Below are 12,972 nucleotides of genomic sequence, written 5' to 3' on the forward strand. Positions count from 1 at the left end.
GCCCGGGGCCCCCACCCCCCCCCCCCCCGGGGGGGGGTGGGGGGTGGGGGGGGGCCCCCCTCCGGCGGATGCAGAGCTGTCCGGTCCCCCCTCAACCCCCTCACCCCGACCCTCTCCCCAGAGGGGAGAGGGAGAAAATGGCCAAAGTCAGCGCCAATACGTGAAAGCGGGAATCTGAAAAGGGCCTCCCAAACACCTGCGTCGGCATTTTCCACTTTGGAAATTTCCTCATCACCGGAATTCCCCCATCGCCGATGGGAAACACGGGATCGCCATCGTGGCGATCCCCCTTTGAAAAATGGAGTGTGTCATGACGATCAAGACCGTTGCCGCCGCTAGCCTGCTGTCCTTCGGCCTGCTGCTGTCCGCCGCCCCGTCCTTTGCCGCCGCCTCATCCGACGGATCGGACGCCTACCAGCAGGGCATCGCGAAGCTGCACCAGGAGCTGGCGGACAACTACCTCCTGGGATCCCGCCGCCGCGAGCGGGTGGACATCAACCTGCACACGGCCGAATGGCTGCACCAGCAGGGCCGGGACAAGCAGGCGCTCTCCTACCTGGACTTTGCGATCGGGCAGGCGAGCCTGCCTTATTGAACCGGCCGCAGGGCTGGGTCCGCCGCTCCATCCGGCCTCCATCCGGAACGGCGGACCCGCCTGAGCCAACTCCCGACCATACATGAAGGAGACGACATGCCAGCGCAGACACCGGATTCCGCGCGCTACGGCCTGGGCGCCCTGCGCCAGACGTCTTGGCTCAACCTCGGCATCGTCGTGGCCGCCGTGGCCGGGACGGCGGGAGCCTTCGCCTACGCCGGCGGGTGGATCGCGCCGCAACGCCTGTCGCAGGGCCGCATCATCGACCGTTTCGAGCAGGTCAACGGCCAGCATCCCGGCTTCCGGCGCAACCACGCCAAGGGGCTGTGCTTCGCCGGCTGGTTCGACGGCAACGGGGAAGGGGAGCGCCTGTCCAAGGCGGCCGTGTTCCGGGCCGAGCGCACCCCGGTGTTCGGGCGCTTCGCCCTGGCGGGCGGCCAGCCCTACCAGGCGGACATGGCGGCGACCGTGCGCAGCATGGCGGTCAACTTCGCGCTGGCCGACGGCGAGATCTGGCGCACGGGCATGAACAACATCCCGGTCTTCCCGGTGCGCGACGCGGCGGGCTTCTACGACCAGCTGGCCGCGTCGAAACCCGACCCCGCCACCGGCAAGCCCGACCCCGCCCGGATGTCGGCCTTCCTCGCCGCCCATACTGAGGCCGGCCGCGCCCTGGCGCTGATCAAGGCGCAGGCGCCCACCGCCGGTTTTGCCGACGCGAGCTACAACAGCCTGAACGCCTTCCGCTTCGTCGCGGCGTCCGGCGCCTCCACGCCCGTCCGCTGGAGCATGGTGGCCGACGAGCCGCCCCAGGCCCCCCAGCCGGCCAGCGCCGGCAACGCCGACCCGAACCGCCTGTTCGACGCCCTGGAAACCCGGGTGGAGCGCGGCCCGGTGCGCTGGCACCTGCTGGTGACCGTCGGGCAGCCGGGCGATCCGACCGCCGACGCCACCGTTCCCTGGCCGGCCAACCGCGAGCGGTTGGACGTCGGCATCCTGACGGTGAAGAGCGTGCAGGACGAAGCTGAGGGGGATTGCCGGGACGTCAACTTCGACCCACTGCTCCTGCCCGACGGCATTCAGCCCTCGGACGACCCGCTGCTCAGCGTGCGATCCGCCGCCTATTCCGAATCCTTCACCCGGCGCGCGGGTGAGCCGAAATCGCCGAGCGCCATTCAGCTGTCCGCCAACGCCGGGGGTGCCCGCCCATGACCAGCACGACCTTGTTCCCGGCCGTCTCGCGCCTTCTCCACTGGCTGATGGCGGTGATGATCCTGGCGATGCTGTTCATCGGCGTGGGCATGGTCACGTCGCCGGACTGGTACCACTGGCTGCTGTCGGTGCACCGCCCGCTGGGCGCCGCGATCCTCGTGCTCGCTGCGCTGCGGCTGCTGAACCGCCAACTCAACCCGCCGCCGCCGCTGCCGCGGGACATGCCCTCGCCCATGAAGGCGATGGCGCACCTGTCCCACGTCGCCCTCTACGCGCTGATGTTTGCAGTGCCGCTCGCCGGCTGGGGGGCGCTGTCCGCGGGCGGCTACCCGATCGTGCTCTACGGGGCCATCCACCTGCCGCCGATCCTGCCGCAGGGGGCTGCGCTCTACACCGCCCTGCACATGGCGCACGAAATCCTGGCGCTCCTGCTGTTCGCGACCTTCCTCGCCCATCTCGGCGCCGCGCTGGCCCACGCCCTGGTCTTCCGCGACGGGGTGTTCGAGAGCATGGCCTCGCTCAAGGCCGCCGCATCCCGCCAGGCTGAACCCGGAGCCCGGTAGACCACCCTCATTCCAGCGTGGCGCCCAGCCGGCGCCCGTAGGCGGCCACGGCGGCGCCCGCGGGGTGGCGCTCGCGGTTGTAGGCCTGGAGGGCGTCGGGAACGCGGTCGTGCCGCGTCAGCTGCCGGTGCAGAGTCATGGCGTCGCCCGCCGCCTTGGCCACACCCATCGCGGTGTGTGGCCGAACCACGAAAGCGGCGTCGCCCAGCAACGCCACGCGGCCCAGCGCCATCTCCGGCGCTTCGTAATCGAAGATGGCCTGGAGGAAGGGCCGCGGCTCCGCCGCCACCGCCGCCGCGAAGGGCGGGGGCAACTGGTCCGCCGCGTCCCGCCGAAGCCGCTCCGCGACATCCCGCGGCATCTGTCCGGGCGCGAGGGAGAAGGGATGGCGCCGCCCCTCCGCGTCGGTCAGCACCGCCGGGAGGTCCGCTTCCGCGATCGGCCGGTACCAGACCCAGTTGTAGCGGCGGGCGCCCGCCTCCGTCTCCGCCCCCGGGCCGGCCACCAGATAGCCCAGCGCGTGCGAGCGCGGCATGTCGTAGAAGGCGAAGCGCTCCAGCAGCATGGCCGCAGCTTCCGGCAGCTCCCCCTCCGGGACGAGGCCCCGCCAGGCGACGTAGCCGGCGTAGCGGTTGGCCGACCGATCTCCAACCACGGCGGTGCGCACGACGGAGCCCAGCCCGTCGGCCCCGATGACGAGGTCCGCCTCCTCCACCGCGCCGTCCTCGAACAGCAGGCGGGCGGAGCCTTCGTCCTGCTCCACCGCGCGGACGGCGCGGCCCAGCTCATACTCCGCGTCCGCCACCTTGCCGCGCATGGTGCGGTAGAGGTGGTCCCAGGAAATCTGGGTTTGCGGAGTCTTCTGCCGGTGGTCGATGCCGCCGGCGCGGTTCAGGAAGATGCGCTCCCAGGCGACCACGCCGACCTGCGCGACGCGTTCGCAGCCGACCGCGCGCAGCAGGTCGAACAGGTCGCGCTGCCCCACCAGCCCGGCGCCGCGCCCGGCCAGCCCGCCGGTGGAACGCTCGTAGAGGCGGACGTCGTGCCCCTGCTGCCGCAGCAGGGCCGCGGCGAAAAGGCCGCCGACCGAACCGCCGACGATCCGCACGCGCAATGGATTCATCGCTGTGGTCTCCCTATTCCAGGGGTGCCGGCCCGGTCGGGCTCGACAAGGAGGCCGGCTTACGGGATCCGGGACCGCCGGGTCTTGTCGGATCCGGACATCCTTGCCGGAGAATGCCGCCTCCGGAGGTCGTCGCGCGCTTCACCGCGCCCGCGGCACCCGGTATCCTGGTCTGCAACGGCGGGCAGGGGAGGGCGTTATGGCGGACAGCGACCTGACGGTGCGGGTGGCGGGGCCGGAGGAGGTCGCGCTGATCCTCGACTGGGCGGCGGCGGAGGGCTGGAACCCCGGCCGGCAGGACGCGGCCTGCTTCCGGGCGCAGGACCCCCAGGGCTTCTTCGTGGGCGTGGCGGACGGGGTCCCGGTGTCCGCCATCTCCGTCGTCACCTACGGGTCGGCGTTCGCGTTCCTCGGCTGCTACATCGTCCGGCCCGACCGCCGCGGGCGGGGCTACGGGATGGCGACGTGGCGGGCCGGGCTGGCGCACGGCGGCGAGCGCCCGATCGGGCTCGACGGCGTGGTCGCGCAGCAGGACAACTACCGCAAGTCCGGCTTCACCCTGGCCCACCGCAACGTCCGCTACGGCGGGACGGTGGAGGCGCTGGGCCGCGTCGATGGAAGCGTCGTCCCGCTCGCCTCCCTGGGGTTCGACGCCCTGGCCGCCTACGACTCCGCGTGTTTCCCGGCGGAACGTCCGGCCTTCCTGCGCGCCTGGACCACGGCGCCCGGCCACCACGCCCTGGGCGTGCTGCGCGACGGCCGCCTCGCCGGCTACGGCGTCGCCCGGCCTTGCCGCGAGGGGACGAAGATCGGCCCGCTGTTCGCCGACGACCGCGCCGCCGCCGACAGCCTGTTCGACGCGCTCGCCGCGGCGTCCGGGGGCGGCCTTCTGTTCCTCGACGTGCCCGAACCCAACGCCGCCGCCGTCGCCCTGGCCGAGGCGCGCGGCCTCCGCCCGGTCTTCGAGACGGCGCGCATGTATACACGGCCGGTCCGCCCGGTCGCGCTGGAACGCGTGTTCGGCATCACGACCTTCGAGCTGGGCTGACACCCACAACCCCCGGTCATAACGCGACCCCCGACCATGGTCGGGGGTGACGCGGACGGTTTGCCTGTCTCACTATCCAACTACAAACAATAGGCGGGAGTTGCGGCTCCCGTTGGGGAATGGGAGGGCACAAGAGACATGGCCTACGCAGCAGCGGCGGGATCCGCCAGCCGAAGCATCACCGGGGAGGAACGGAAGGTCATCTTCGCGTCCTCGCTCGGCACCGTGTTCGAATGGTACGACTTCTACCTCTACGGCTCGCTCAGCGCCGTGATCGCCAAGCAGTTCTTCTCCGGCGTCAACCCGACGGCGGCCTTCATCTTCGCGCTGATGGCCTTCGCCGCGGGCTTCGCCGTGCGCCCCTTCGGCGCGCTGTTCTTCGGCCGGCTGGGCGACCTGATCGGGCGCAAGCACACCTTCCTCGTCACCATCCTGATCATGGGCCTGTCCACCTTTATCGTGGGCATCCTGCCGACCTACGCCAGCATCGGCATCGCGGCCCCGATCATCCTGATCGTCCTGCGCCTCCTCCAGGGCCTGGCGCTGGGCGGCGAGTACGGCGGTGCGGCCACCTACGTGGCGGAGCACGCGCCGAACGGGCGCCGCGGCGCCTACACCTCCTGGATCCAGACCACCGCGACGCTCGGCCTGTTCCTGTCGCTGCTGGTCATCCTGGGCTGCCGCCTGTCCATGTCGTCCGAGGATTTCGACGCCTGGGGCTGGCGCATTCCGTTCCTGATCTCGATCCTCCTGCTGGGCATCTCGGTCTGGATCCGGCTGATGCTCAACGAAAGCCCGGCCTTCAAGCGCATGAAGGAAGAGGGCAAGACCTCCAAGGCGCCGCTGACCGAGTCCTTCGGCGAGTGGAAGAACCTGAAGGTCGTGCTGCTGGCCCTGTTCGGCCTCGTCGCCGGCCAGGCGGTGGTCTGGTACACCGGCCAGTTCTACGCGCTGTTCTTCCTGACGCAGACGCTGAAGGTCGACGCCCAGGCGGCGAACCTGATGATCGCCGGCGCGCTCCTGCTCGGCACGCCCTTCTTCGTCATCTTCGGATCGCTGTCCGACCGCATCGGCCGCAAGCCGATCATCATGGCCGGCCTGCTGCTGGCCTGCGTCACCTACTTCCCGATCTTCAAGGGCATCACCCACTTCGCCAACCCGGCGCTGGAGCAGGCCGTCGCCACCTCCCCGGTGGTGGTCGTCGCCGACCCGAGCGAGTGCTCCTTCCAGTTCAACCCGGTCGGCACCAGCCAGTTCACCACCTCCTGCGACATCGCCAAGAGCGCGCTGGTGAAGCGCGGCATCCCCTACCGGAACGAGACGGCGCCCGCCGGCACGGTCGCCCAGGTGAAGGTCGGCAGCACGGCCATCCCGTCCTACACCGCCACCCCGGCGGCGAACACGGCGGTCAACATCGGCCACGGCCCGTCCACCGCCGCCGCCCCGACCGACGCCAAGGCTGCCGGCGCCGTCTTCGACAAGGGCCTGGGCGACGCCCTGAAGACCGCCGGCTACCCGGCCAAGGCCGACCCGGCCGCCATCAACTACACCATGACGGTGCTGCTGCTGACGGTGCTGGTGATCTACGTGACGCTGGTCTACGCCCCCATCGCCGCCATGCTGGTGGAGATGTTCCCGACCCGCATCCGCTACACCTCCATGTCGCTGCCCTACCACATCGGCAACGGCTGGTTCGGCGGCTTCCTGCCGACGACCTCCTTCGCCATCGTGGCGGCCACCGGCGACATCTACTCCGGCCTCTGGTACCCGATCGTCATCGCCGCGGCGACCCTGCTGATCGGCCTGCTGTTCGTCCGCGAAACCAAGGACCTGGACATCCACCACCACGACTGACGCAGTCGGCGCTTCACCTTTACCCAGCCCCTCTCCCCGCAAGGGAGGGGGGCTTCGCTGTTCCCTCTCCCCCCTGGGGAGAGGGTTAGGGTGAGGGGGTTGCGCTTTTGCCGTACGTGCCAAAAATGCGAGACCCCCTCACCCTCCCCTCTCCCGCTCTCGGCGGCCAACGGCCGCCTGTCGCCGACAGCGCAAGCTTCGCTTGCGCGAAAGGCCAGAGGGGAGAGGGTTAACGAGCCAAGCGCGGACGCTTTCATGGAGAGTTGGTTCATTCTGGCGGTGTCGCTGGTCTACCTGGCCTCGCTGTTCGCCATCGCCTGGTACAGTGACCGCAAGGCCGAAACGCCGGCGGAATCGCCCGGTGACCGGCGCACCCCGCTCCTCTACGCGCTCAGCCTCGGCGTCTACTGCACCTCCTGGACCTTCTACGGCGCGGTCGGGCGGGCGGCGACCGGGGGGTTCTATTTCCTGCCGATCTACATCGGCCCCATCGTCATGATCGGGCTCGGCTGGCCGGTGCTGGCCCGCATCGTCCGGCTGGCGAAGGCGGAGAACGTCGTCTCCATCTCCGACTTCCTGGCCGCCCGCTACGGCAAGAGCCAGGGGCTGGCGGCGCTGGTCACCGCCACCGCGGTGATCGGGCTGCTGCCCTACATCGCCTTGCAGATGAAGGCCATCACCATCAGCTTCGAGGCGCTGGCTGGCGGCGCATCCGGCGCAGCACTCGGGGCGGAAACCGCGCGGCTGCCCGGCGGGACGACGCTGATGGTCGCCTTCCTGATGGCGGCCTTCGCCATCCTGTTCGGCGTGCGCAACATCAGCGCGAACGAGCATCACCGCGGCCTGATGACGGCCATCGCGGCGGAATCGGTGGTGAAGCTGGCCGCCTCCCTGGCGGTCGGGGGCTTCATCGCCTTCGCCGTCTTCGGCGACCCCGCCGGCTTCGTGGCGGCGGTGGCCGCCCATCCCGGATTCCTGGAGACGGTCAGCCTCGGCTCCCTGGGGACGGACTGGTGGGTGGCCTGCCTGCTGTCGGCGCTCGCCATGCTGTGCCTGCCGCGCCAGTTCCACGTCGCGGTGGTGGAGAACACGCATGCGGGCGACATCCGCACCGCGGCGCGGCTGTTCCCGGCCTACCTGATCGTCATCAACCTGTTCGTGCTGCCGGTGGCGCTGGCCGGGCTGATGCTGTTCCCGGCCGGCAGCAACGCCGACACCTTCATGGTCTCCATCCCCCGGCAAGAGGGCTGGCCCTGGCTGGCGCTGATCGCCTTCATCGGCGGGCTGTCGGCGGCCACCAGCATGATCCTGGTGGAGATGGTGGCGCTCAGCACCATGATCTGCAACGACATCGCCGTGCCGCTGCTGATGGCACTGCGCCCCCACGACCGGCGCCTGCGCGAGAATCCGGCGCCGGTGCTGCTGGCGGTGCGGCGGTCGGCGGTGATCGCCGTTCTGGTGCTTGCCTACGGCTGCTACCGCCTGATCGGCTCGGCCTTTCCGCTGGCGACCATCGGGCTGATGTCCTTCACCGCGGTGGCGCAGTTCGCCCCGGCCCTGCTGGGCGGGCTGGTCTGGACGCGGGCGACCAAGGCCGGCGCCTTCGGCGGCATCGGCGCGGGATTCCTCGGCTGGGCCTACACCATGCTGCTGCCCTCCTTCGCCGAGGCCGGCTGGCTGGCGGCGGAGGCCTTGCGCGCCGGGCCCTTCGGCCTGTCGGCGCTCAGCCCCGTGGCGCTGGCGGGCCTGACCGGCATCGACCCGCTGACCAACGCCGTGCTGTGGAGCCTCGGCCCCAACCTGCTGGTCTTCGTCGGCCTGTCCCTGCTGACCAGCCCGTCGCCGCTGGAGGTGCGTCAGGCCGCCCGCTTCGTCCAGCTGCGCCGCGGGCCGGAGGCGGAAACCCACGGTCCGAAGGCCGCCACGCTGGCCGACCTGCACGACCTCGCCGCCCGCTACGTCGGCCAGGCCAAGGCCGACGCCGTCTTCCAGCGCCTGGCCGCCGGGCGGGAGGGGACCGGCAGCGCGATCCAGGCGACCGAACGGCTGCTGGCCGGCGCCGTGGGCACCGCCTCGGCGCGGGTGGTGGTGGCCGGCCTGCTGTCCGACCGGCACCTGTCGCGCACCGACGTGCGCTCCATCATCGACGACGCCTCCCGCGCGATCCTGAAGCAGCACGAGCTTCTGCGCGCCACCGTGGAGAACATCAGCCAGGGCATCGGCGTCTTCGACGAGGAGTTCCGGGTGGCGACCTGGAACCGGCGGTTCGAGGTGCTGCTCGACCTGCCCGACGGCTTCGTCCAGGTCGGCACCACGCTGGAGGAGATCGTCCGCTTCAACGAGCAGCGCGGCGAATACGGCCGCAACGGCGAGATCGAGACCCTGCTCGCCCGCCGCTCCGACCCGCGGCGGCAGGGGCGCCCGGACGTCTACCTGCGCGAACGCCCGGACGGCACGGTGCTGGAGATCGCCACCAACCCCATGCCCGGCGGCGGCTTCGTCGCCGTCTACACCGACGTGACGGAGCAGCACCGCGCCGCCGCGGCACTCCGCGAAGCCAACGAGGGGCTGGAGCGCAAGATCGCCGAGCGCACCCGCGCGCTGGCCGAGGCGAAGACGGAGGCGGAGCGCGCCAACCAGGGCAAGACCCGCTTCCTGGCCGCCGCCGGCCACGACCTGATGCAGCCCCTGCACGCCGCCCGCCTGTTCCTGGCGGCGCTGGGCGACCCGGCGGAGAACGCGACCATCGGGCAGATCGACACCTCCCTGCGCTCGGTGGAGCACATCCTGGGCGACCTGCTGGAGGTGTCGAAGCTGGACAGCGGCGTCATGCGCCCCAACCCCTCGCCCATTCGCATCGGCGACCTGATGGAGCCGCTGATCCAGGAGTTCACCGTGCTCGCCGGCCAGCACGGCCTCACGCTGCGGGCGGTGCGCAGCGACGCCGCGGTGTTCAGCGACCCGCACCTGCTGCGGCGCATCCTGCAGAACTTCCTGTCCAACGCCGTGCGCTACACCACGCGCGGCCGGATCCTGTTCGGCTGCCGCCGCCGCGGCGCTTGCCTGTCCATCGAGGTGTGGGACACCGGCCCCGGCATCCCGCAGGACAAGCAGCGGGAAATCTTCGTGGAGTTCCGCCAGCTGGACGAGGGAGCCGCGGAGGGTGCGGCCGGGCGCGGCCTGGGCCTCGGGCTCGCCATTGTGGAGCGGCTGGCCGGCATCCTCGGCCACGGCATCGCCGTCCGGTCGGAGGTCGGGCGGGGAAGCGGCTTCTCCGTCCTGGTGCCGCTCGCCGCGGACGCCCCGGCGGAGCGCCCGGCGCCGGCGCCGCGCAGCCGCCGCAGCTTCGACGGCGCGCTGGTGCTGTGCGTGGAGAACGAGCCGGCCATCGCCCAGGCCATGGACACACTGCTGACCGGCTGGTCCTGCCGGGTCGTCACCGCCCCCACCGTGGAGCAGGCGCTGGCGGCGCTGGAGGGGGAAATGCCCGACCTGATCCTGTCCGACTACCATCTCGGCCGCGGCCGGACCGGGCTGGAGGCGCTGGAGTCCCTGCACGCGGCCTTCGGGCGGCCGGTGCCGGCGGCCCTGATCACCGCCGACCGCGGCGCCGGCCTGCGCGAATCCGCGAAGGCCGCCGGCTTCCCGCTGCTTCACAAGCCGGTGCGGCCGGGGGCTCTGCGTGCCCTGGTCAACCAGCTCCTCATGCAGGGCCGGTCGGGCGCTCCGAAACTTCCGGCTCCGTCGGCGGAGTCGTGAGGGCGAGCTGGCTGGCGAGGACGGCCGCCTGGGTGCGGCTGTGGACGCCCAGCTTGCGCAGGATGGTCGTGACGTGGGCCTTGACCGTCTTTTCGGTCACGTCCAGCTCGAAGGCGATCTGCTTGTTCAGCTTTCCCACGGCGATCCCGGCCAGGACGCGCAGTTCCTTCGGGGTCAGGCTGGCGATGCGCTGAACCGGCGGGGCGCCGTCCTCCGGCACGTCCGCCACCGGCGGCATCCAGATCTCGCCGTCCAGGACCGCCTGCACCGCCTCCGCGATGGCCGCGTTGGGGGCCGACTTCGGCACGAAGCCGGACGCGCCGCAGTCGATGGCCCGCTGGATGGTCGCCGGCTCTTCCGAGGCGGAGACGACCAGCACCGGGATCCCCGCATGGTCGGCGCGCAGCGTCATCAGGCCGATGAAGCCGCTCATCCCCGGCATGTGGAGGTCCAGCACGATCAGGTCGACCACGTCCGATTCGACCAGCAGAGGCTCGATCTGGTCGAAGCGGGCCGCTTCGATCACCACGGCGTCGTCGAAGCCGAGGGTGATGGTTTGCCGCAACGCCGAACGCATCAGGGGATGGTCGTCGGCAACGAGAATGGTCAACGGCATGACGGCCCTCTCTCCCCAGTCCCCAGCCCTATGTCCGACCCTTGCAGTGGGTCGTATCTTTTATCGCACGATGAAGCAGTTCGGGGATTGTTTCAACAATAGGAAGAATTCTCCCATTCCCGCGGAGGGTTATCGGAAGCGCGAAAGCGCCCTTAAATTTCCCTCTCCCCTCTGGGGAGAGGGTTAGGGTGAGGGGGTTGCGCTTGTGCCGGACGTCCCAAGATGGCGGGACCCCCTCACCCTGCCCTCTCCCCAGAGGGGAGAGGGTTAAACGGCCAGATGCGAAAGAAAAAGCCGCCCGAAGGCGGCTTGAGGGTTGCACTCTGAAAGGTTCGCTCACAACACGAATACCGTATACCACCAAATTGTTCGGTCATCAAGCAGTTTTGTGTGTGAACGGAATCGAAATCCCAGGGCCGGGTTTCACGACGGCTCCCAATCCTCCGTTCCTTCGCCCTCGTCGCCGGTCCAGTCGCCCGACAGGCTGCCGTCGGAGGCAATGCGCAGGTCGTAGCGGAACGGCTCGCCGTCGTGGCGGCCCTCGATGACCAGACGGTTGCCGACCAGCGTCCCGACCCCGTTGTAGACCACGTCGTCGATGTCCCAGCGGACCTGGAAACGGTCGCCGTTCGGGCGCAGCGTGACGGTGCCTTCATAGGTGATGTCCTCGCCGTTCGTGCCGCTGACCGCGTAGCGCTGGGCGAGGCGCGCCATGCCCGCCGACGGGTCGGCCTCCCGCGCCATCTTGCCCGAACGGGGTGCGGTTTCCGCGGTGCGCATGGGTTGCATCCGCACCGGGCTGCCGTTGACCAGCGCCGGACCCACCGGGGTGCCGGGCGGCATCGGCGGCTTCAGCTGCTCGCAGCCCGAGGTGCAGATCGGCTGCGCGACCACCTGCCCGCCGCAGGCGGCGTAGCAATCGTTGTAGTCGACCTTGCACTGCGACTCGACGTTCTGGCAGGCGTAGGAATTGTCGAAATAGGACAGGCTGTGTTTCGGCTTCTCCCCGCGCCGCAGCGTGCTCAGGTAATGGTGATAGGCGTGTTCGGCCCGGCGGTGGGCGTCGGCCTTGCACGAATCCTGGGAATAGCGCGCCTCGCGCACGCACTGGAACCGGCCGGCCTCGCACTGCTGGATGCAGGCCATGCCCCCGCTGCCGGGCGGCGGCGTGTAGGCGTAGCGCGTCTCGATGACCGGGCCGCAGGCGGCCGCAAGGACGGCGACCACAAGGCACAAAAGAACACGTCGCACGTCGCGCACCGGCACCCACTCCCGATTGGATCGTCACGAACGGAGATGACCGATAAATAAGCGCATTTGAAATCTTGCTGCGTCAAGGCGAATGGCGGCCGAAACCTCTCCCCACGATTGAATCCGGGCTGCGGCATTGACCCAAGCCCCGCCCGTGATACCGTTTGTGCACTTGCGATAGGGGAGAGCGACATGCGGATCGAGCCAGCCTTTCTCTTCGATTTGGACGGCACCCTCGTCGACACCGTCTATCAGCACGTCATGGCGTGGCAGGAAGCCCTCCGGGAGGAGGGGATCGAGCTGTCCACCTGGCGAATCCACCGCAAGATCGGGATGAGCGGCGGCCTGTTCACCAACCAGCTGCTGCGCGAAACCGGCGAGCCGATCAGCCCCGAGCGGATCGACCGCCTGCGCCGCCTCCACGCCGACGCCTACAAGCGGCACGCCGACACGATCCGGCCCCTGCCGGGCGCGCGCGAGCTGCTGGATACCCTGACCGGGTCCGGCATCAAGTGGGCCATCGCCACCAGCGCGCACATGGACACCGCCGCGCACAACATCCGGGCGCTGGGCGTCGATCCGGACACGGTGCCGGTCGTGACGCGCGACCTGGTGAAATATGCCAAGCCCGACCCCGACCTGTTCCTCGCCGCCGCCGCGCGGATCGGCGTGCGCATCGAGACGGCCATGGTGGTGGGCGACAGCATCTGGGACATGCTGGCCGCGCAGCGCTGCCGTGCGCTCGGCGTCGGCCTCCTGTGCGGCGGCTATGGCGCTGGGGAGCTGGAACGCGCCGGCGCCTACCGCGTGTACGAGGATCCGGCCGACATGCTCCGGCACCTTGACGAGGTCGGCGGCCGCCTCTGACCGGCCGCATCCCACAACTCCGAACAGCATGAGCGTCGCGGCGCCGGCCCGCCCCCGAACGGGCTAACCCCGCTGCGCATTTTG

The 12,972-nt window shown here is 70.3% G+C and carries 10 protein-coding genes; 7 read left to right on the top strand and 3 right to left on the bottom strand.

All coding sequences use genetic code 11. The features are described from left to right. The first annotated feature begins 310 nt into the window (after window positions 1-310). The 3 genes from J2851_RS16900 (at window position 311) to J2851_RS16910 (ending at window position 2,370) form a co-directional block, all read left to right on the top strand. Window positions 311-595 carry a hypothetical protein gene (locus J2851_RS16900; RefSeq protein WP_209767559.1) on the top strand — a complete coding sequence of 95 codons (285 nt, stop codon included), beginning with the start codon at window positions 311-313 and terminating at the stop codon, window positions 593-595. A 96-nt stretch (window positions 596-691) separates the two neighbouring features. After that, window positions 692-1,807, top strand: coding sequence for a catalase family peroxidase (locus tag J2851_RS16905; RefSeq protein WP_209767560.1), 1,116 nt, complete (start codon window positions 692-694; stop codon window positions 1,805-1,807). Then, entirely contained in the window at window positions 1,804-2,370 is a 567-nt protein-coding gene (locus J2851_RS16910; protein ID WP_209767561.1) for a cytochrome b, read from the top strand. The genes J2851_RS16905 and J2851_RS16910 overlap by 4 nt, the downstream gene beginning before the upstream one ends. 7 nt (window positions 2,371-2,377) lie before the next feature. On the opposite strand, the gene J2851_RS16915 is transcribed toward J2851_RS16910, so the two are convergent. Then, window positions 2,378-3,493 (bottom strand): FAD binding domain-containing protein, encoded by a 1,116-nt coding sequence (locus tag J2851_RS16915; RefSeq protein WP_209767562.1) that lies wholly within the window; start codon window positions 3,491-3,493, stop codon window positions 2,378-2,380. A gap of 199 nt (window positions 3,494-3,692) precedes the next feature. Between J2851_RS16915 and J2851_RS16920 the strand changes: the two genes are divergently transcribed. The 3 genes from J2851_RS16920 (at window position 3,693) to J2851_RS16930 (ending at window position 10,154) form a co-directional block, all read left to right on the top strand. Next, entirely contained in the window at window positions 3,693-4,541 is an 849-nt protein-coding gene (locus J2851_RS16920; RefSeq protein ID WP_209767563.1) for a GNAT family N-acetyltransferase, read from the top strand. Between the two features lie 138 nt (window positions 4,542-4,679). Beyond that, window positions 4,680-6,395, top strand: coding sequence for an MFS transporter (locus tag J2851_RS16925; protein ID WP_209767564.1), 1,716 nt, complete (start codon window positions 4,680-4,682; stop codon window positions 6,393-6,395). Between the two features lie 255 nt (window positions 6,396-6,650). After that, window positions 6,651-10,154 carry a PAS domain-containing hybrid sensor histidine kinase/response regulator gene (locus J2851_RS16930; RefSeq protein WP_209767565.1) on the top strand — a complete coding sequence of 1,168 codons (3,504 nt, stop codon included), beginning with the start codon at window positions 6,651-6,653 and terminating at the stop codon, window positions 10,152-10,154. Here the strand turns inward: J2851_RS16930 and J2851_RS16935 are convergent. Together J2851_RS16935 and J2851_RS16940 are read right to left on the bottom strand one after the other, a co-directional pair. Then, window positions 10,099-10,770: a response regulator gene (locus tag J2851_RS16935; protein ID WP_209767566.1), complete on the bottom strand. Its 672-nt coding sequence runs from the start codon at window positions 10,768-10,770 to the stop codon at window positions 10,099-10,101. The genes J2851_RS16930 and J2851_RS16935 overlap by 56 nt on opposite strands. A gap of 423 nt (window positions 10,771-11,193) precedes the next feature. Further along, the gene (locus J2851_RS16940) at window positions 11,194-12,021 is read right to left on the bottom strand and encodes a hypothetical protein (protein WP_209767567.1); all 828 of its coding nucleotides are present in this window, start codon (window positions 12,019-12,021) and stop codon (window positions 11,194-11,196) included. A gap of 192 nt (window positions 12,022-12,213) precedes the next feature. Between J2851_RS16940 and J2851_RS16945 the strand changes: the two genes are divergently transcribed. After that, a complete protein-coding gene (locus tag J2851_RS16945; protein WP_209767568.1) occupies window positions 12,214-12,888 on the top strand; it encodes an HAD family hydrolase in 675 nt (224 codons plus the stop codon). Window positions 12,889-12,972: the final 84 nt, after the last annotated feature.

This window comes from Azospirillum rugosum (assembly GCF_017876155.1).
Classification (GTDB): domain Bacteria; phylum Pseudomonadota; class Alphaproteobacteria; order Azospirillales; family Azospirillaceae; genus Azospirillum; species Azospirillum rugosum.